Origin of the sequence: Streptomyces sp. NPDC019443 (assembly GCF_044389785.1) — a bacterium.
Taxonomy (GTDB): Bacteria; Actinomycetota; Actinomycetes; order Streptomycetales; family Streptomycetaceae; genus Streptomyces.
The window spans coordinates 26,797-44,667 of record NZ_JBIRYJ010000029.1; the positions used below are offsets into that span (position 1 = coordinate 26,797).

Below are 17,871 nucleotides of genomic sequence, written 5' to 3' on the forward strand. Positions count from 1 at the left end.
ACAAAGGGGAACGCCAGGCCGTCGGGCTTTGAGAGCCTGGGCGCCAAGCAGGTCCCACCGGGCGAAAAACAAAGACGGTGCCGAGGGGCCAAAGGCGTAGGCAGCGCCGTTCGGCCCGGCGCCGCAGGTTCGAGGTCACACACCGCAGGACTGTTGGGGGGCCGGAGTAGTTGCAGCCGGCTCCTTCCCGGCCATCCACGACACACCCGCGGCCCCCCACGGCCAGGGCGGGCTGGTGCACGGTCCAATGCCGAGGGTCCTCAACTCCTTCGTCCTTCACCGGCGCCAGTTGGCTCTCTCCGTCACCAGCAGCGGAGCGCCGTCCGGGCCGCTGGCGCGCGAACGGATCCACCGCTTCACGGTGGCTTCCTGGACGTGCGGCGCAGCCGGTCCAGGCGGGTGATGACAGGGGTCGCCGTGATCCCGTGCACGACGACCGACACGAGGACGGTGAAGGCGATCAGCGACCACATCTGATCGGCGAGGCCGTTGAAGTCGTTGTGCCCCAGGGCGTAGGCCAGATAGAACAGCGACCCGATACCGCGGACGCCGAATGCGGAGGTGACAATTTTCTCCCGCGGTCCGGTCGACAGGCCAATCTGTGACACCCATGCGGTGACCGGACGGACGGCCAGGACCAGTAGAAGTCCAAAGAGGGGGGCGGGCCAGGTGAGGTGGTCAAAGCCGCTCTTGACGAGGTAGCCGCCCAGCAGGAACAGGAGGAACGCGGTCAGCAGTCGCTCGATCTGCTCGGTGAACTCGTGCAGCACTTTGTGGTAGCCGTGGCTGCGTTCGGCGGCCCGTACGGAGCAAGCCGTGACGAACACTGCCAGGAAGCCGTACCCGTGCGCGATTTCCGCGATGCCGTAGGAGACGAAGGTTGCTCCCAGGGCCACGAATCCTTCCAGGTGTTCGGAGAGCCGGACGGCGGAAGGCTTGGCGCGAAAGAACATCCATCCCAGAAGACGCCCGGTCACCAGGCCGGCGACGATGCCGATCGCGGTCTTGGCCAGCAGGTCGCCCAGGACCCACGGGCCGATCCAGTCGGCGGACCAGCCGCCGCCGGATGCAGCGGCCATGGCGACGGCGGCCAGGACAAAGGGGAACGCCAGGCCGTCGTTGAGTCCCGCCTCTGCGGTCAGGGTGAAGCGCACCTCGTCGTCGTCGCGCTCGGAATCAGCGGGTTCCCCGACTCGTACCTCCGCGGCGAGGACCGGATCGGTGGGAGCGAGCACGGCCGCAACCAGCAGCGCGGCAGCCGGCGGCCAGTCCAGCAGAACGACGGCAAGCAGGCCGGTCGTGGCGATCGTGAGCGGCATCGCCAGGCCCAGCAAACGCCATGGCCCTGCCCACCGGCCCAAGCCGAAGGGACGGTTGAGTGCCAGACCCGCACCCATGAGCGAAACGATCAGGCAGACCTCCGTCGCGTGCTCCACCCACAGACGGTCTTGCACCGGATCCACCACGGGCAGCGGCAGCGGCAAGAGCGCCACAGCCGCGCCGGCGGCCAAGAACACCATCGGCATCGACAAAGGACGGCGGAACACCAGCCGTGGCAGCACAGCCGCGGCCAGAGCGCCTCCTCCCAAGGCGGCATACACGACGTCAGAGAACATCATCTGCAAGATTTTCGCAGAACAATGCCCTCTACCTCCGGTCAGCTCGGCTCACAGCCACTTACGCGACCATCCCCCCACGGAGGCGTCTGCACGTTCGTGCAGGCGGCGGCCCCTACGGGTCAGCAGGGTTAAACCCCTCTCGCAGCTCCATCGCGCGGCTGCCTGAACCTGCACAACGGCCGGCCAGCTCGTCAGCCAGCCTCCGAAGCACCCGAGCGTCCACGGACGCGGCCTTCTACGGCTCGGCGTGAAGTCCAGTACTCGGGCCGGCTCGCCTTCCCGCCATTTCTGGGCTGTGATGGCGAACACCTTGTTCCAGTCACGACCCTGTTGTGTGGCCGAATCCAGTGCAATGCTGTGACGGCAGTGATCCTCTAGCCCCCAGGCGGACGACGCGACGTTACGCCAGGGGCACGCCAGTCTTGCGTACCAACCGCGGACCGAGTCAGCCCGTCCGAGGGGTCAGCCCTCGGCGGGCAGGGCCGCGATGAGTTGGTCGAGGAGCCGCTGGACTTCCGAGTCACGGCCCCACTTACCCTTTTGCTCCTGGCCGCCCGCAGGGAGCGATCAAGACCCGTCGGACGGTGCGGACCGCTCAGCTTGATTCTGTCGGGGATCTTGTAGCCGTCAAGGTCAGTCGCTGGCGGTCCGTCAGGACTTCCGACGAGGGATCCCGTGCTGATCCAGGAAGTCCTGGAAGGCGGTCGGCGGCCTGGGCGGGGGTGCTTCGCTAGTGGCCGTCAGAGCGCTCAGGCGCTCGATGTTCACGGCGATGGCCGTGAGGATGTGCTGCAGGTGGGCCTTGGACTGTCCCCGGTAGCGGCAGTGGCGCATGCCGTGTCCATGAGCGAATTCGCTGACGGTGCCTTCCACTCCGGAGCGAATCGCATAGCGGGCCTGCCAGTCGGGTGTCTGCTGCTCGGCGCGGACGCGGAGTTGCAGGTCGCGCAGTTCACGCGGAGGAAAGCCCACGGTGCGGGCGCTGTCGGAGGTGGCGGTGCAGCGGGTGCGGACCGGGCACGGGCGGCACCGGCTCTTGGTGAAGCGTGCCACGATCAGCGGGGCCGCGGTGGGTGAGGACGTCGGGTAGGGGCCGTGCCACCCCTTGCTGACCTGGCCGTTGGGGCAGGTCACCTGCTGGCGGTCGAAGTCGATGTGGAAGTCGTCGCGGCCGAAGCCTTCGTTCTTGCGATGCTGGCGGGTGGGGTTGCCCGGCAGCGGTCCGGTGACCCTGACCTGGTGTTTCTGGGCGGCCTGTTCCAGGTGGACCAGGGATGTGTAGCCGCCGTCGACCAGGTGCTCGGCGGGCAGCAGCCCGCGGCGGGCCAGGCGGGTGTGGATGCCGGGCAGGGCCTGGGCGTCGTATGTGGTGGCCGGGGTGGTGGCCACGTCCGTGATCACGTTGGTGCCGTCGGAAGTGCAGGTCTCGGTGAGGTGCGTGAGGAAGCCCTTCCAGCGGGTGATCTGCCCGCGGCGGGCGTAGCGGGCCGTGGGGTCGTAGGGGGAGACGATCGCTGAGGAGGAGGGCGGCAGCCCGCCGTCGTCGGCAGCCCGCCGTCGTCGGCGGTCCGCCAGCGCAGGCGGCCCGCCGCGTCGCGGTAGTAGTTCTGCACCATGATCTGCCGCAGGGCCTGGACCGGGGGGCCGAACGCGCGACCTGCTCCAAGCCGGCGGAGCTGCTCGAGCAGCCGCATGGCGTCCTCGCCGGTGGCGAGAATCCTGGTCTTGGGCCGGGTGGGGTTCTTGCCCAGCCGGACAGGGCGGCCGTAGCGGCGCTCCCACTCCTGGTCGACCAGCGCCCATCCAGCAGATGCGGAACGGTGTCGGCGAGCTCTTCCAGTGCGGCCCGCACCGCCTCGGCGACCAGCTCCAGCCGGGTCAAGTCGCGTACCGCAGCCAGGACATGGATGGAATCAGTGCGCTGCGTGGTGCGTTCACGCACCAGCCCGGCCTCCTTGAGGCGGGCCAGCCCGAGGTCCAGGAGACGATCGGCCCGGTCGTCCTGCGCGAGGCGTTCGCGGAAGTCGGCCAGCACGCTGTGGTGGAAGCCGGGGCCGTCTAGCTCCAGGGCCAGGGCGTATTTGAAGTCGATGCGGCAGCGCAGCCTGCCGGTCCGACAGACCGAGCAGGAACTGCAGCACACAGACAGTGGCCAGCTGGACGGGCGAGAGGCCCGGCCGCCCGTCACGCGGATACCAGCGGCGAAGTCCTCCTCATGCCACAACCCGTCAAGGCGGTCTCTCACCCACATCGCCGTCGTACCGCCCGGCTTGCTCGCCCGCGCGATCTGCGCGGTCAGAGACGGAACTTGCTCACCGGAACGAGACGGAGCGACAACAGACACCTCGGCATGTATCGATCTTCGGAACAGCCCGAGCATGCCCGTTGATCATGCAGCCGCACTGGGAAACCCCAAGATCCCCGACAGAGTCAAGCTCAGCGTGCGGGGGTGGTGTGGCCTACGACGGCTAGGAGCTGGAGTTTGTTGGCGGTGTCGGAGGCGGGCGGTGCGGTGTAGGCGACGATGCGCAGGTCGTTGTCGGCGGCGGTGAGGACGTCGCAGTCCAGGTGCAGCTGTCCGACGGTGGGGTGGTGGATGGTTTTGCGTTCCGCTGTGAAAGGTTTGGCTGTGCCTTGGTCCCACAGCGTGGCGAACAGGGTGCTGGTGTCGGTCAAGTCGGTCACGAGCTGTTGCAGGAAGGGGTCGTGGGGGTAGCGGCCGCGGGTGATGCGGAGGTCGGCGACCAGGGCCTGTTGGAAGCGTTCGAGTTCTTCCTGTTCGACCAGGATGGCGGGGTTTGAGCGGGTGAAGGCTGTCCAGGCGACGTTTCCCTGTCGTCCGGCGGGTGTGTGGCCGAAGACCGCGGTCCACAGCTCGTTGCCGGTCAGGAGGGTCCATGCGGCGTCGTACACCGCGATCGGGGTGTCGGCGAGGCGGGTGAGCAGCCGCTGGACGCCCGGGGAGATGTGGGAGGGGACGACCAGGTCCGAGGGCGGCAGATGGCCAGCGAGCCGGTAGAGGTGGCTGAGCTCGGCCGAAGAGAGCTGCAGGGCGCGGCCAAGAGCCGCCACCGTGCTGGCAGAGGGTTCCGCCCGTCCTTGCTCCAGGCGCACGATGTAGTCGACCGAGAGGTTGGAGAACGCGGCAAGCTCTTCGCGGCGCAGCCCGGGCACCCGGCGCGGCCCGCCTGTTGGCAGGCCCAGGTCGCCCGGCTGGACGCGGTCGCGCCAGGCGTGCAGAAGCTGGGCGAACTCATGGGGCTGGGAGGTCATGCCCCCAGTGTGCTTCGCGTGCCGCAGATGTGGGTGGTACTAGCAGGCCCAGGCACAGCACGTGCCAGGCACACGGTGTCCGGCGAGCCTAGCGTGGTGGTTGCCGGGTCGGAGCACGGCGCTTCGGACGGACCGAATGCGCCCCGCGCCCTATGTAGAGAACGGCAGTCATCATGGACACCACCCACCAGAAGGCCCTCGACACTGCGAAGGGCTTCATCACCGCTTTCGAGGGCCGCGACCGCGACGCTGTCGCAGACCTGCTCGCGCCCACCGCCACCTTCACCATCCCGCTGTCGATCGAGGGCACCCCTGAGCCCTGGTACGTCTTTGACAGCCCGCAGAGCGTGCTGGGCTACATCGAGTCTGTCGCGGCGAAGTTCGACCACGTCGCGTTCCTCGACAAGGTGTGGACCGTCAGCGAAGACGCCCGCTCGGTCTTCTTGCAGGCCAACGGCGACATCCTGTCCACCGCGGAGAAGCTCGTCTACAACAACGTCTACATCTTCCGCATCGACGTCCAGGACGGGAAGGTCGTCAAGGTCTGGGAGTACGCCAACCCCGTCGCCTACGCCAACCTCGGCATCGAGAACTCCGAAGCCGAAGCAGCCGCCCAGGGAGGCTGACCCACACACTGATCAGCAGGGGCACGCCCGGAAATCACAGTTCCGGGCGTGCCCCTGTTGGCAGGCATGGCTGAGAAACAGCACAGCCACACGGCGCCATCGTCGCCGCGAAGAAACGCAGTATTGGCGATGCAGGCCCCTGCCCTGAGAACCCGGACGGCCCCGGTCGGCGGGACAGGCCTTGCGACGGGTGAGCCGCCGGGTCATGAGCGTGATCGCGGCCCACGTGATCAGCGATTCGCTGACCGCGGGCATTCCTTCGTGGTCCTGGCAGTGCAGTCGGGCGCGCATCACCACGACCAAGATCGTTCTCATACCTATCTGCGCGGGAACACGCCGAAGCCCTTCGCGTCCGGGGGGGCACGGCACCATCTTGATAGTCGTGTCGAGCTACGTGTCGCCCAGGTCCCCCTGACGCACCTGCCAAATCAGCGGCCGCGGCCAAGGAGTCTGTTTCACCGCGGTTGCCCGGTCCCCGATTCGCGAGGTCGCGGAGTTGCCCAGCAGGCCGCTGAACGGCTGGTTGTAGTACCGGCCGCACTCGGGTTTACAAAGTGGACCGGCGGTCCGTATGATCCTTCCAAGCGGACTGACGGTCCGTATTTGTGTGGGGTGCCCCGTCATGAGAATCGCCATCACTGGAGATACCGCACATCTCGTGACGAGAGGCCGTAACCCGACGCGCCAGGATCGATGCGCCTTCAAGTAGGACGGAACCTTGATCATGACAATGCCCATGACGCCTGCGGAGCTGTACCGCCACGGTCTGCAACTGCTGCTGGAGAAGAACATCCCCGCCTGGGTGGACCTGTGGGACGAGGACGGCGTCCTCGAGTTCCCCTTCGCCCCCCAGGGCTGGCCCGAGCGGCTGCAGGGCCGGCAGGCCGTCGCGGAGTACATGCGCCACTACCCCGACCACGTCGATGTCCACGACTTCCCCGACGTGAAGATCCACCAGACCACCGCCCCCGAGGCAATCGTGGTCGAGATGCGCGGAGTCGGCCGCCTGGTGGAGACGGACAGCCCCTTCGACATGTCCTACATCGCTGTGGTCACCGTCAAGAATGGGCGCATCACGTCGTACCGCGACTACTGGAACCCCCTCGCCGTCCAGCAGCCCGGCGCCGACTTCGCAGGAGCGAACCGATGAATACCCCCGCCGCAACGCTGGTCATCGGGGCCACCGGCACCACCGGCCGCCGCGTCGCGGCCGGACTGATCGCCAAGCGCTACCGTGTCAAGGCCGCCAGCCGGAGTGCCACCCCGGTCGAGGGCACACAGACTGTCCGCTTCGACTGGAACGAGCCAGCGACCTACGGCGAGGCCCTCGACGGCGCCGACCGCGTCTACCTCATCCCGCCCATCGGCGCCTCGGCCCCGGCCGAGGTCATGCTGCCCTTCCTCCGCCAGGCCTACGCAGCAGGCGTGCACCGCGCCGTGCTACTCAGCTCATCGGCGATCCCCGCCGGCGGTCCGGCGGTGGGACAGGTCCACCAGGCTTTGCCCCGCCTGTTCGAGCAGTGGGCGGTGCTGCGGCCCTCCTGGTTCATGCAGAACTTCACCGGCTCCACTCCCCACGCGCGCAGCATTCGCGAGGACGGCGCCATCCTGACCGCTGCGGGAGACGGCCGCGTCGGGTTCATCGACGCAGAGGACATCGCCGCCGTCGCCGTACACGCCTTGACCGACGAACAGGCCCCCAACACCGACCTGATCCTCACCGGGCCGCAGACGCTGAGCTACGACGATGTCGCCGCGATCATCACCGAGGCAACCGGTTGGCCCGTGGTGCACCGGCATCTGACGTTTGAACAGCTGCGCGACCGTTGGGCGGCCGAGATACCGCTGGAGTTCGCCAGCCTGCTGGCCGGCATGGACCGCGCCATCGCCGATGGGGCCGAGGACCGCACGTCGGACACCGTCCAGCGCATCACCGGCCGCCCTCCGGGCACTCTCCGCGCCTTCGTTGAAAGGGAGGTGTGATGAAGCAGTTGATGTTCCAGGACGACCCACCGTTCTGGTTCGAGACCCTGCGCAACCTAGGCCTCGCCGTCTACGGCGGGTCGGACATTGGCGAAGTCATCGCCACCGCCTCCCGCGTCACCCCCGGCGACTACGACGGCTGGCACGACGCCTGGCGGGCCACCGCCGAGCGCCTGGAGACCGAGGCCCGCGCAAGCCACCCCATCAGCGCACGCGACGGACTGCTGCGCGCCTCCACTTACTACCGGGCGGCCGAGTTCTTCCTGCACGGCAACCCCGACGACCCGCGCATCGACCACGCCTACGAGCGCAGTGTCGCCTGCTTCCGCGACGCCATCGCCCACTTCCCCGACGTCACGCCCGTGGAGATCCCCTACGAGGACACCGTGCTGCGCGGCTACTTCTACCGGGCTGCGGGCAAGGGCCCAAAGCCGGCAGTGGTGATGCACAACGGATTCGACGGCGCAGCGGAGGAACTGCACTTTTTTGGTGCCATCGGCGGACAGGAACGCGGCTACCACGTCCTGACGTTCGACGGCCCCGGGCAGCCCGCGGCCATCCACCTGGACGGGCGGACCTTCCGGCCGGACTGGGAGAACGTGGTCGGCCCCGTCCTGGACTTCCTCATCCTGGACCCGGGCGTCGATCCGGTCCGTATCGCGCTGCTCGGCGTCAGCCTCGGCGGCTATCTCGCGCCCCGTGCGGCGGCCTATGAGCCGCGCCTGGCAGCCGTCGTGGCCGTCGACGGTGTCTTCGACGCCGTCTCCGCTGTGACCGCGCACCTCCCGCTGCCGCACGACGAAGCGGTCCGGCGCGCGGCAGCCGAGCACGACGAGGAGATGGACCGTATGATCGCCGACGTTCGTGCGCAGAGCCCGATCGTGCGCTGGGCCTGCGACCATGGCCGCTACGTCACGGGAACCTCGACCGACCGGGAGTTCCTGGCCGAGTACGCCCGCTACAGCTTCAAGGACGGGAGCGCGGAGAAGATCACCTGCCCCGTGCTCGTGTGCGAGGCGACCGCCGACCTGTTCTACTCCGTCACCGAGGAATCCGATCCGCGCAAGCTCTACCGGTACGTCACCGCACCGAAAAAGCTCCTGAGCTTCACCGAGGAGGAAGGCGGCGACGCCCATTGCCACCCGGGCGCCCTCCGTCTGGCGGTAGCGCGCATCTTTGACTGGCTCGACGACACGATCTGACCTGTTCGCGTCACGCGGATCGCCCGGCTGCCGCCACTACCCTTGGGGAAGTGCCGCCGGGTGCGAACCACACACCCAGACCACCGAATACGACGCCCCTCGTCCCGGTTCTCCGGGACGGCCTGAAGACCAAGGAGGACCCGTGGCCCAGCGCACGGAGCGCGCGGACGCCCTGCGCAACCGAGAATCCGTCCTGGCTGCCGCCGACGCCCTCTTCGCTGACAGCAGCAGCCCCCACAGCGTGTCGATGGACGACATCGCCGCGGCCGCGGGTGTGGGCAAGGGCACCCTCTTCCGTCGCTTCGGCGACCGGGCAGGCTTGATCGGAGCCGTGATCGCCGCCCGCCTCGAACCCCTGCAACAAGCCGTGCAGGAAGCGCAGGACGTAGGCCGGTCCTCACCGCGGCAGCGGGTGAGGGACCTCCTCGACGCCTCACTGCGCTTCAAGATCGAGAACTTGCAGCTGATGTCGGCCGCAGAGGACGCCGGACTCAGCAACCCGTACCAGGCCGCGCACTACGGCTGGTGGCACGAAACCCTACGCGTGGCACTGGATCAAGTGCCCGGCGTCCACGACGCAGAATTCACCGCCCACGCACTGCTGGCCGCCATCCGAGCCGACCTTGTGGTGCACCTGATCAACGATCAGAAGACGGCCCCCGAATGCCTGCGGGCCTCGCTCGCGGCCTACATCGATAAAGTCCTAGGCAACAGCTCCGACGCCACCCAGCACGAGCAATGAGGCCGTGGCCCGCGAGATCCCCAAGATCTCTTGCAAGCAACCGGTTGAGACCCTGACGGAGTCCAACTAGGTGGCTTTCACTGAAGCTCCGCCATCTTGAAGTGGCTGGTCAGCGGGGTGGCGTGACCTCGTTTCGGGGTGCTCGTGCTGGTCGTGGGCGGCAGTCTGTGTTGTAGATCGTCCGGCGGGGTGGTTTGCCGATGAGTTCACCGTCCTCGAACGGTCTACCCAGCGACACGACCGTTCTCGACAGGAGTGCCATGTCCACCATCCAGCCAGTGATCATTACTGCCGACCAGGACGTTCTGCTCGGCTTCTATACGAAATTGTTCGGCGCTGAGGAGATCTTCCGGGTACCGGCGGAAGGCCCGGCCTTCTACCTCGGCTTGCGCATCGGCGACACCGACCTCGGGCTGGTGGCCAAGGCGAACCCGGGGACTGGGGCGGGGTCGCGGATCCTGCTCAGCATCGGTGTCGACGACGTCGACGAGACGCTCGGCCGGGTGGTGGCGCTGGGCGGCTCGGCCCGCAGCGGCCCCAACGACATGCCGTGGGGACAGCGCGTCGCCCACATCCGGGACCCCGACGGCAACCCGGTGAACCTCACTCAGCCGATCCCGGTCCGGTGACGCTGTTCCGCGGTGCTTGTGCTGGTCGTGGGCTACCGCGGTAGAGATCAATTGTCGGTAGTGGCCGCGGTGTTCGTCAGGACGAGCAGCGCGCCAAACAGGTGGGTGGCGCGGGCGGGGTCAGCACGGAGCTTGGTGAGGATCCGCCAGTTCTTCAGGTGGGCAAAGCCGCGTTCGACGGGGACGCGTCCGGCGGCCGGGATCCGGTTGGCCTCCTTCTCGGCGGATGCGAGCCTGCGGGTGCGCGGGTGGCCTTGAAGCCGGTGACGACCAGGGCGCCGAGGCTGGCAGCACGCAGGTGGGCCAGGATGCGGTCGCGGCGGGCGGCGGTGATGTCGTGGGTGCGGCCGGGCCGGGCGGCCGATATCCACATCAGACGGCCCCGCCCGTCGGTCAGCGCGAGGACGTGCAGGCGGTGGCGGTGGTGTTTGCCGGAGTAGTTCGGGCGGTTCGCCTTGCCGGTAGGTGGATCAGCTCGTCGCGCCAGCGGCGCACGGTGGTGGCGGAGATGTCGTTGCCGCCGGCCATGTCGGCCAGGCGCTGGTCGTGCCGCAGCACGGCCAGGACGATCACCGCGATCCTGTGGACAGCCGTGCGGCACCAGCCCTGCGGGCGATGCCTTCGACGGCCTTTGACCAGGTGGAAGGCCCCAGCGGCTTGCCGTAGTTGCGGTTGGAGGCGGATCGGAAGAGCGGTCCGTCGATACGGCCGAACATGCCGCGTCGTTCGTTGAGGTAGGCCAAGAACAGCTGAGACGAGGTGACGCCGAAGGCGACTTCCCTGGCCCTCTGGAACTTGGCCGTCTCTGCCCGCAGATGGATCAGGCGGTGCGCGTGCTCGAAGTCCCCGACATCGAGTTGGACCAACTCCTCTCGGCGCAAGGCACCGTCATAGGCGAGCGTGACCATGAGCCTGTTGCGTAGTGACTGCTCGGCGCACGCAAAGAGGATCCGCTGCCAGACGTCCTCGTTGGGGATCCAAGGTGCCTGCTCGAGGCGCCGCACGAGCCCCTGCCGAGGAGGACGGCCACGGCGGCTCGACTGCCCTCGACGTACGGGATTCCGTTCGCGCAGCCCGTCTTCCACCAGGTACTCGTAGAAGGACCGCACGGCCACCACACGTTGCTGGACGGTCACGTTCGCCAGTCCCGTCTCCGGATGCAGTGGCGCCTTCGCTGATCGCTGGCGGGGACGGTCGAGCATGTCCCCGATCCAGGCGGCAACCGTGTCCGCACCGGCCAGTACGGGATCTGTGCCTTCAACTGCACAGAACCGCAGGTGGTCCTCGACCGCCCGCCCGTACGCGTCGATCGTGTTGGAAGCCCGACCGATGTTCGCCATGAACTGCAGCCACCGTCGGGCCAGTTGATGTTCAGCGAGCGTGGGGAACTTGCCCCACGGGATGGGGGCCATGACAGCAGGCTAGTAGTTGCGACCGTGCCTACTTGCGCACGTGGAAGCGCAGCATGGTGACCCCGCCCGACTGGACGTTGCTGAACGGTTCCAGGTCGATCCGGTCGAGGCCCGGCGGCGCGAAGCGGACGCCGTCGCCGAGCAGCACCGGCAGTACGTACACCAGGATCTCGTCGACGAGGCCGCGCTGCAGGCACTGGGCGGCCACGTCGGCGCCGAGGATCTCCAGGTTCTTGTCGCCGGCGGCGCGGCATGCCGTGGCCACGGCTTCCTCGATGTCGCAGGTGAGGAAGGTGACGTTGGGGTCCGGCTCGTCGGGCGGGCGGTGGGTGAGGACGAACTGCGCCCCGCCGTCGTAGTCGGTGTTCTCGTCGGACATGCGCTTGCCGACCTCGTACGTGCCCCGGCCGATGAGCATGGCGCCCGTGGCCGCCATGACCTCCGGGAACGTCGCCGACGTCATGTGCTCGAAGATCCAGTCCATCGTGTGGCCGGGACCGGCGATGAACCCATCGAGGGACATCACCCTGTTCACGACCACTTTGCCGGTGCTCGCATCCGTCATGCGTCTTCTCCAAGCAGGTGGAGGGCCGGGATCGCATCATAGGTCGGTGAGCAACATCTTCTCCGGCGGTAGCCACGACCTGGACCTGTCCAATGGCGCCACCGCGGTGTTCATCGACGTGCTGATGCTGGCCGTGTCCGGATCTCGCCTCCGAGGACTGGGACTTCCGCTTCGCGGCGCTGCTGACCCTGCAGGACCAGAACGTCATGGGGCGCGGTGCCGTCGGGTTCGACCTGGCGGAGTTCGACTGGGGCGTACATGACTACCTGCACCGCTTCACGACCATGGATACCAAGTTTCCAAGCCCGCCGGCCCGCTACTCACAGTGACCAACGAAGACGTCTCGGCGGATGGTTCTGCTAATGATCAGCCGACGCAACAGCAGCTGCAGGGTCCGCGACTCGATGCGCACTGTCGGCTGAGGATGCAGTCGAGGCGCAAGTCCGGCGTTCTGTGAGCAATGCTCGCTGTCCGTAGCGGTGAACATCCGTGTCGGCACCCGGCGTTGTCTGCTGAGCCCGGGAACGGGCACTCCCACGCGCCCCAGTGCCGTTCCCTGGATCGGCTCTGCCTGGGATTGGGCGCGCGTTGGATGGACAGGGTCAGGATCTTCCGCTGCACCCGGAACCTTTGGTCCCCGTCGATCAGATGCTCATTGTGGCTCTTCATCGCAGTTCTGGTCAGCGTCGCCGTCGTGCGGACGACGGCAGGTATGCCGACAACTTGGAACAGCGCTCGAGAACGCGCCTCACTCCCAGTGCACCAATGAGCCCTCCGAGCACCAGGCCGGTTGCGCCCACTGTCCAATAACGCTTCGGGACGGAATGGCCATCCGGCCACTCTGTAGGTTCGGAGGCGACGATTTGTTGCGGGGCCTTGGACGCGGTCCCACCATTCTGCGGCTTCCTGGGGAGAGAGATCGTGGGCTGGGCAGTGTCTGTTTCCCCGCGATAGAGGACTTGGCTCACTCGCCTCCAGGACGCGCGCTCCTTGTCGAACGCCTCCTGCGTTTCCCACCCAACTTTCGCCCAGAGTTCCCGCCGGTGAGTGTCGTAGGCGGCTCGGATGAGTTCCCCATATCCGACGGCTGCCGAGACCGCCGCCCGGTAGGCCAGGAAGCTCAGCAGGATCGCGCCACCCACGCACGGCAGCCACGCCTCCAATGGGACTGTCAGGAAGGCGAACACTGCGGCGACTACCGCGAAGAGGGCTGAGAGTGACGAGAGGACGAGCATCCGCTCGATGCTGTTGCGCGCGGCACCGAGCGGAGTAAGGAGTGCATCGGGGAGCAGGCCGTACAGCCGAGGCCAGAAGTACACCCCGTCCACGCCGTAGCGATGGTTGGGGTAGCGCTCGGCAGCACGCATCACATTGCCAAGTCGTGTTGGCAGCACAGAGCCGACGAGCGGAAACGTCCGATAGTAGCGCGCATACTTGCGATTGCGCTTCTCGATTTCTTCTTCCCGTTTCATATAACGCCAGAGGAGCCCAGAGGGGCGTTTCCGTAGGTTGAGTTTGAACTCCAGCCTCTGCTTCCGCCATGTCTGGAACCGCACGCCAGGACGCGCCATCCACGACGGCCTGTAGCCCTCGTAAGCCCGGATGATCAGGGGGAGGGTAATCTCGACAAGCCATGAAGCGATCAGCAGCGCGGTGACCGCGCCACCACAAACGAGCACCTGTCGAAGACCGGTCAGGCTCTTCCACCAGTTGTCGACCTCCGCCCAGCCGACTTCTGTGGCGATGAGTGCCCCGAGCCCGGCGCCAAACGCCAGCACAGGCAGCAGGATCGTTGTGATCAGTTCACTGGACAGCCAACCAGTGGCCTTGTCGACGAGGGTGCCGAACATTACTTCACCACGTAAAATCGTGGTCGCTCAGGCATTCGGGATTCGGACACTCGGGCATTTCGGTCGGTCGAGCGACGAAGTGTTCCCGGTGCGTGCAGATGCTGTCATCCTCGCGGTACTCGCAGCTCTTGGCGAGATCATCGATATCTTCGTCACCGTACAGTTCCGCCTCTCCTGCAAGAGATGCCAATGCCCTGTGCAGAGCCGGACCGCTCCATACGCTGAGGTGGTCCGGGTAAGCCACGATGACAGGCGAGTCGGGTTCCAGTTCCTCGATCATCCAGGAACTGGCCAACAGACCCACAGGCGCTTCGGCGGGAGCGATGACGGTCGGTGGCAACTCAGACAAAATCGACGTAAGCGGGCGATCTTGCGGATAGCCCGACAGCGTCACAGGAAGCACGGCCCCAGTTGGCCTGCCACCCTCATCCACAATCACTGCCCACTGACCGGGAGATATGTTTGCGGCCACTTCCCCAACTGACGCCGTCGAAGGAAACTGGACAGCCATCTCCGCAGGCTGATCGCCCACGCGCCCGTGATGTGAGAAGCGCTCCTCGCTACCCGGCCTCATGTATACCTCGCACCAAAGATATCTATTTGGTTCCATCAGAACCGGAAAGCGCGCGTGGTGCGCCTCTTGATGAGCTATGGGGGTGACGTCCCCGTCAACGCGGGTGTCGGGGACTGGAAGCCGACGCACGCCCTCATCAGAGGCGTTCGCGTCCCACTGTCACCCGCAGCCGGATGCCGTTCCAGCTCCACGGGCTCCTGCCCCTCGATAGCGTCGTGGAGGTCGTCGTGCGACTTGCCGATGTGAATCCTGAACAGCCTTGACGATCACACAGTGTGACCGTCGAGATGACTCGCCTCTCGACCGCCCTGACCCCGCGACGCCGGGATGATCCAGCCGAGAGGGCCTAGCCCAGATACCGGGCCACCGCCTCCTCGATCCCGGCCGCGTCCGCACCCTCCGCCGCCCAGGCCACGTATCCGTCGGGCCGTACCAGGACGGTCGTCCGGCGGTCGCCCGCCCAGCGCTCCACGGTCAGCCACCCCTCACGGACACCGGGGCCTTCGTACGTCCCGGGCGTGATCAGCACGAACCGGCCGCCGCGCAGCGCCTCGTAGAGCCGGCCGTCCTTCAGGGCGACGTCGGGGACGCGGGTGCCGGTGAGGCGGTGGGCGCCGCGGGGGGCGGGGTAGGCGTAGCCGATCCCGGTGATCTGACCCAGGGCCTTGCGCTGGACGGGCGGGGCCATGTCGACGAACGCGGAGACAAGGGCGCGGGCGGCACGCAGCAGCGGATTCCGCGCGCGGGCCAGCCGGACCAGTCCGCCACTGCTGCGCAGCACCGCCCTGCCGACCGGGTGGCGCTCGGCCTCGTAGCTGTCGAGGAGCCCTTCGGGCGCCCGGCCCTGGACGGCCGCGGCGAGCTTCCAGCTCAGGTTGACGGCGTCCTGGAGGCCGGTGTTCATGCCCTGCCCGCCGGCCGGGGAGTGGATGTGCGCGGCGTCCCCGGCGAGGAAGACCCGCCCGACCCGGTAGTGCGGTGCCTGGCGCTCGTCACTGTGGAAACGGGAGAGCCAGCGGGCGTCGTGCATGCCGTAGTCGGCGCCCAGGGCACGGCGGGTGATCTCCTTGACCTCGTCGAGGTCGAGCGGGGCGTCGTCGGAGACCTCGTTGCGGCGGTTCCAGCCCATGACCCGGTACCAGCCGTCGCCGAAGGAGGCGATCATCGCGAAGGCGTCGCCGCGGCCGTTGACGGTGAGGACGCCCTCAGGCTTCTCGGCCAGCCGGACATCGGCCAAGATCAGCGACTTGATGACGGAGACACCGGGGAAGTCCAGGCCGATCGCCTCCCGCACGGCGCTCCGGTGACCGTCGGCGCCGACGACATAGGCCGCCCGGCGGGTGACGACCGCACCGTCCGCGCCGCGCACGTCGAGGTCGACCCCCTCGTCGTCCTGCCGCAGCCCCACGACCTCGCTCTCGTACGCGAACTCGACCCCAGCCTCCCGGGCCCGCCGCTCCAGGAGCCGCTCGACCTCGTACTGCGGGGTGATGAGCAGGAACGGGAAACGCGAGGGCAGCGTGCTCAGATCGAGGGAGAGGCGGCGGAAGAGCCGCAGGCCGGTGATGGTGTCGCCGGTGGTGAGGAGTTCGTCGGCGAGGCCGCGGGCGTCGAGCTGCTCCAGGGTGCGGGCGTGCACCCCGAAGGCGCGGGAGAGGTTGCTGATCTTGCGCGGCCGCTTCTCGACGAGGGTCACGGTGACGCCGGCTGTGGCGAGGTCACCGGCGAGGAGGAGGCCGGTGGGGCCGGAGCCGACGACGATCACGGTGCGGTGGGTGGCGGTGCCGTTCATGGTGGCCTCCTGTTGCCAACGCTTGCTTGCCATCGCCTATTGCCAACAACTGTTGGCCAACGCTCGTTGACGACGATAGCGAGGCGCCAAGGACGATGTCAACAGTCGTTGGCAAACAACTGTTGGCGAACACTTGTTGACCTACGTCCGTTGGCCTACGCTTGTTGGCATGAACGGCAGCGACAGCACCTCCACGGTTCCCGGCTCCGGCGCCCCCCGCCGCTCCGACGCCACTCGCGGCGCGATCCTCGCGGCGGCCCGCGAGCGCTTCGCGACCGACGGCTACGAGCGAGCCACCATCCGCGCCATCGCCAAGGACGCGAACATCGATCCGTCGATGGTGATGCGGTACTACCGCAACAAGGAGGGCCTCTTCGCGGCGGCCGTCGCCATCGACCTGCGGCTGCCGGACGTGAGCGGGGCGGACCGCCGGCAGGACGCGGGGCGGATCCTCGTCGAGCACTTCCTCGACATGTGGGAGAACAACGAGGTCCTTACCGCCCTGCTGCGGGTCGGCGTGACCAACCAGGCCGGGGCGGAGCGCATGCAGGGCATCCTGCGGGACCAGCTGCTGCCGGTCGCCCGGCAGGTGTGCCCCGACCCCGAGCAGGTCCCGGCACGGGCGGCACTCATGGCGTCGCAGCTGCTGGGGCTGGCGCTCACGCGGTACGTGCTGGGAATGCCACCGGCGGTGGGGCTGGCGCGGGCGGAGATCGTGGCATGGCTGGCACCGACGATCCAGCGGTACCTGACCGCGCCGAGTCCATGAGGCTTGCCGAGCACTCGTATCCGCCGGGGCCACGGGACCGGTAGGGCGCTGGAAGGCCGCCCAGTACATGAGACCCGCCGGGCGCCGAGAAATCCGGGCCCAGGAGGCCAGCCGAGCGCCGAGAACCCGCCGAGCCCCTGACACGCCTAGTGCTGGATTCCGCTTTGGTTGGGTATATGTCCTGGTGGCGGGGTGATTAGGGTACTCGGGGGCGGGTGCTGGTCGGTGGTGTTACGGGCACGGCAGAGCCGTGACAAGAACGAGCAGGCGGTGGTCTGCAGGCTGGCGCGGGCTCGGAAGGCGCCGCGGGACCTGGTGATGCGGGCCCGCATGGTCGAGTTGAGCTGGTCCGGCCGGAGGGTGCCTGCGATCGCCGCTGAGTTGGGCTGCAGCCAGAAGACGGTGCGGTGCTGGCTGCACCGCTTCAACCGGATGGGGCTGGAAGGTCTGGAGGATCTGGGAGGTCAGGGCCGCAAGCGGCGGATCACCGAGGCCGAGCGCTCGACGATCATTGGTCTGGTCAAGCGGTCTCCGCCGGGGCGGCTGACCACGGGGGCCGACGGTGAACTTGTCGCCGAGGATGCGGCGGGGCCGCCGGAATGGACGTTGGACGGCCTGGCCGAACAGGCCCGCATGCTGGGGATCGAGGTCGGTCGCTCCCAGGTCCGCAGGATTCTCCTGGCCGAGGGCGTGCGCTGGCGCCGCACCCGCTCCTGGACACGGTCGAAGGACCCGGACTCTGAGGGAAAAGGACGCGGATCATCGGCCTCTACACGAGTCCGCCCGATGGTGCGACGGTCGTCTGCGCCGACGAGCTCGGGCCGGTGATCCCGCG

General features: G+C 67.7%; 20 protein-coding genes and 1 pseudogene. 9 read left to right on the plus strand and 12 right to left on the minus strand.

Annotation, left to right across the window (positions count from 1 at the left end):
- Positions 1 to 356 precede the first annotated feature (356 nt).
- Together ACH492_RS38545 and ACH492_RS38550 are read right to left on the minus strand one after the other, a co-directional pair.
- Positions 357 to 1,619, minus strand: coding sequence for a cation:proton antiporter (locus tag ACH492_RS38545; RefSeq protein WP_398993879.1), 1,263 nt, complete (start codon positions 1,617 to 1,619; stop codon positions 357 to 359).
- A gap of 651 nt (positions 1,620 to 2,270) precedes the next feature.
- Entirely contained in the window at positions 2,271 to 3,020 is a 750-nt protein-coding gene (locus ACH492_RS38550) for a transposase (protein WP_398993881.1), read from the minus strand.
- 409 nt (positions 3,021 to 3,429) lie between these two features.
- On the opposite strand from ACH492_RS38550, the gene ACH492_RS38555 reads away from it, so the two are divergent.
- Positions 3,430 to 3,681 carry a hypothetical protein gene (locus ACH492_RS38555; protein ID WP_398993883.1) on the plus strand — a complete coding sequence of 84 codons (252 nt, stop codon included), beginning with the start codon at positions 3,430 to 3,432 and terminating at the stop codon, positions 3,679 to 3,681.
- Here ACH492_RS38555 and ACH492_RS38560 read toward each other — a convergent pair.
- Together ACH492_RS38560 and ACH492_RS38565 are read right to left on the minus strand one after the other, a co-directional pair.
- Positions 3,655 to 3,999 (minus strand): annotated as a pseudogene (locus tag ACH492_RS38560) (IS1182 family transposase); the annotation flags it as partial. The gene ACH492_RS38555 and the pseudogene ACH492_RS38560 overlap by 27 nt on opposite strands.
- 56 nt (positions 4,000 to 4,055) lie before the next feature.
- Complete coding sequence (locus tag ACH492_RS38565; protein WP_398993885.1) at positions 4,056 to 4,892, minus strand: helix-turn-helix domain-containing protein; 837 nt, start codon at positions 4,890 to 4,892, stop codon at positions 4,056 to 4,058.
- A 173-nt stretch (positions 4,893 to 5,065) separates the two neighbouring features.
- Between ACH492_RS38565 and ACH492_RS38570 the strand changes: the two genes are divergently transcribed.
- The 6 genes from ACH492_RS38570 (at position 5,066) to ACH492_RS38595 (ending at position 10,074) form a co-directional block, all read left to right on the plus strand.
- Entirely contained in the window at positions 5,066 to 5,518 is a 453-nt protein-coding gene (locus tag ACH492_RS38570) for a nuclear transport factor 2 family protein (RefSeq protein ID WP_398993887.1), read from the plus strand.
- 724 nt (positions 5,519 to 6,242) lie between these two features.
- Positions 6,243 to 6,668, plus strand: a complete 426-nt coding sequence (locus tag ACH492_RS38575; protein WP_398993888.1) for a nuclear transport factor 2 family protein — start codon at positions 6,243 to 6,245, stop codon at positions 6,666 to 6,668.
- Positions 6,665 to 7,501 carry an NmrA family NAD(P)-binding protein gene (locus ACH492_RS38580; RefSeq protein ID WP_398993889.1) on the plus strand — a complete coding sequence of 279 codons (837 nt, stop codon included), beginning with the start codon at positions 6,665 to 6,667 and terminating at the stop codon, positions 7,499 to 7,501. The genes ACH492_RS38575 and ACH492_RS38580 overlap by 4 nt, the downstream gene beginning before the upstream one ends.
- Positions 7,501 to 8,703: an alpha/beta hydrolase family protein gene (locus ACH492_RS38585; RefSeq protein WP_398993891.1), complete on the plus strand. Its 1,203-nt coding sequence runs from the start codon at positions 7,501 to 7,503 to the stop codon at positions 8,701 to 8,703. The genes ACH492_RS38580 and ACH492_RS38585 overlap by 1 nt, the downstream gene beginning before the upstream one ends.
- Before the next feature lie 142 nt (positions 8,704 to 8,845).
- Positions 8,846 to 9,445 (plus strand): TetR/AcrR family transcriptional regulator, encoded by a 600-nt coding sequence (locus tag ACH492_RS38590; RefSeq protein ID WP_398993893.1) that lies wholly within the window; start codon positions 8,846 to 8,848, stop codon positions 9,443 to 9,445.
- Positions 9,446 to 9,705: 260 nt separating this feature from the next.
- On the plus strand, positions 9,706 to 10,074 hold the full coding sequence (locus ACH492_RS38595; RefSeq protein ID WP_398993895.1) for a VOC family protein: 369 nt from the start codon (positions 9,706 to 9,708) through the stop codon (positions 10,072 to 10,074).
- A 47-nt stretch (positions 10,075 to 10,121) separates the two neighbouring features.
- Here the strand turns inward: ACH492_RS38595 and ACH492_RS38600 are convergent, their stop codons facing one another.
- The 8 genes from ACH492_RS38600 to ACH492_RS38635 all read right to left on the minus strand — a co-directional run bounded on the left by ACH492_RS38600 (position 10,122) and on the right by ACH492_RS38635 (position 16,267).
- On the minus strand, positions 10,122 to 10,277 hold the full coding sequence (locus ACH492_RS38600) for a hypothetical protein (RefSeq protein ID WP_398993915.1): 156 nt from the start codon (positions 10,275 to 10,277) through the stop codon (positions 10,122 to 10,124).
- On the minus strand, positions 10,229 to 10,486 hold the full coding sequence (locus tag ACH492_RS38605) for a hypothetical protein (RefSeq protein WP_398993917.1): 258 nt from the start codon (positions 10,484 to 10,486) through the stop codon (positions 10,229 to 10,231). Before ACH492_RS38605 ends, ACH492_RS38600 begins: the two co-directional genes overlap by 49 nt.
- Positions 10,468 to 10,647 (minus strand): hypothetical protein, encoded by a 180-nt coding sequence (locus tag ACH492_RS38610; RefSeq protein ID WP_398993897.1) that lies wholly within the window; start codon positions 10,645 to 10,647, stop codon positions 10,468 to 10,470. The genes ACH492_RS38605 and ACH492_RS38610 overlap by 19 nt, the downstream gene beginning before the upstream one ends.
- The gene (locus tag ACH492_RS38615) at positions 10,644 to 11,486 is read right to left on the minus strand and encodes a tyrosine-type recombinase/integrase (RefSeq protein WP_398993899.1); all 843 of its coding nucleotides are present in this window, start codon (positions 11,484 to 11,486) and stop codon (positions 10,644 to 10,646) included. The genes ACH492_RS38610 and ACH492_RS38615 overlap by 4 nt, the downstream gene beginning before the upstream one ends.
- Positions 11,487 to 11,514: 28 nt before the next feature.
- Positions 11,515 to 12,051: a dihydrofolate reductase family protein gene (locus ACH492_RS38620; protein ID WP_398993901.1), complete on the minus strand. Its 537-nt coding sequence runs from the start codon at positions 12,049 to 12,051 to the stop codon at positions 11,515 to 11,517.
- A gap of 680 nt (positions 12,052 to 12,731) precedes the next feature.
- Positions 12,732 to 13,901 carry a hypothetical protein gene (locus ACH492_RS38625; protein ID WP_398993903.1) on the minus strand — a complete coding sequence of 390 codons (1,170 nt, stop codon included), beginning with the start codon at positions 13,899 to 13,901 and terminating at the stop codon, positions 12,732 to 12,734.
- 4 nt (positions 13,902 to 13,905) lie between these two features.
- Positions 13,906 to 14,412, minus strand: a complete 507-nt coding sequence (locus tag ACH492_RS38630; RefSeq protein ID WP_398993905.1) for a hypothetical protein — start codon at positions 14,410 to 14,412, stop codon at positions 13,906 to 13,908.
- Positions 14,413 to 14,821: 409 nt separating this feature from the next.
- Complete coding sequence (locus tag ACH492_RS38635; RefSeq protein ID WP_398993907.1) at positions 14,822 to 16,267, minus strand: FAD-dependent monooxygenase; 1,446 nt, start codon at positions 16,265 to 16,267, stop codon at positions 14,822 to 14,824.
- Positions 16,268 to 16,436: 169 nt separating this feature from the next.
- On the opposite strand from ACH492_RS38635, the gene ACH492_RS38640 reads away from it, so the two are divergent.
- Together ACH492_RS38640 and ACH492_RS38645 are read left to right on the plus strand one after the other, a co-directional pair.
- A complete protein-coding gene (locus ACH492_RS38640; protein WP_398993909.1) occupies positions 16,437 to 17,036 on the plus strand; it encodes a TetR family transcriptional regulator in 600 nt (199 codons plus the stop codon).
- Between the two features lie 225 nt (positions 17,037 to 17,261).
- Entirely contained in the window at positions 17,262 to 17,864 is a 603-nt protein-coding gene (locus ACH492_RS38645; protein ID WP_398993911.1) for a transposase, read from the plus strand.
- Positions 17,865 to 17,871 lie beyond the last annotated feature (7 nt).

Coding starts and splice junctions, on each gene's coding strand:
- ACH492_RS38545 (WP_398993879.1), bottom strand. CDS start 1,619: ATGATGTTCTCTGACGTCGTGTATGCCGCCTTGGGAGGAGGCGCTCTG.
- ACH492_RS38555 (WP_398993883.1), top strand. CDS start 3,430: ATGCGGAACGGTGTCGGCGAGCTCTTCCAGTGCGGCCCGCACCGCCTC.
- ACH492_RS38565 (WP_398993885.1), bottom strand. CDS start 4,892: ATGACCTCCCAGCCCCATGAGTTCGCCCAGCTTCTGCACGCCTGGCGC.
- ACH492_RS38570 (WP_398993887.1), top strand. CDS start 5,066: ATGGACACCACCCACCAGAAGGCCCTCGACACTGCGAAGGGCTTCATC.
- ACH492_RS38575 (WP_398993888.1), top strand. CDS start 6,243: ATGACAATGCCCATGACGCCTGCGGAGCTGTACCGCCACGGTCTGCAA.
- ACH492_RS38580 (WP_398993889.1), top strand. CDS start 6,665: ATGAATACCCCCGCCGCAACGCTGGTCATCGGGGCCACCGGCACCACC.
- ACH492_RS38585 (WP_398993891.1), top strand. CDS start 7,501: ATGAAGCAGTTGATGTTCCAGGACGACCCACCGTTCTGGTTCGAGACC.
- ACH492_RS38595 (WP_398993895.1), top strand. CDS start 9,706: ATGTCCACCATCCAGCCAGTGATCATTACTGCCGACCAGGACGTTCTG.
- ACH492_RS38615 (WP_398993899.1), bottom strand. CDS start 11,486: ATGGCCCCCATCCCGTGGGGCAAGTTCCCCACGCTCGCTGAACATCAA.
- ACH492_RS38620 (WP_398993901.1), bottom strand. CDS start 12,051: ATGACGGATGCGAGCACCGGCAAAGTGGTCGTGAACAGGGTGATGTCC.
- ACH492_RS38625 (WP_398993903.1), bottom strand. CDS start 13,901: ATGTTCGGCACCCTCGTCGACAAGGCCACTGGTTGGCTGTCCAGTGAA.
- ACH492_RS38630 (WP_398993905.1), bottom strand. CDS start 14,412: ATGGCTGTCCAGTTTCCTTCGACGGCGTCAGTTGGGGAAGTGGCCGCA.
- ACH492_RS38635 (WP_398993907.1), bottom strand. CDS start 16,267: ATGAACGGCACCGCCACCCACCGCACCGTGATCGTCGTCGGCTCCGGC.
- ACH492_RS38640 (WP_398993909.1), top strand. CDS start 16,437: ATGAACGGCAGCGACAGCACCTCCACGGTTCCCGGCTCCGGCGCCCCC.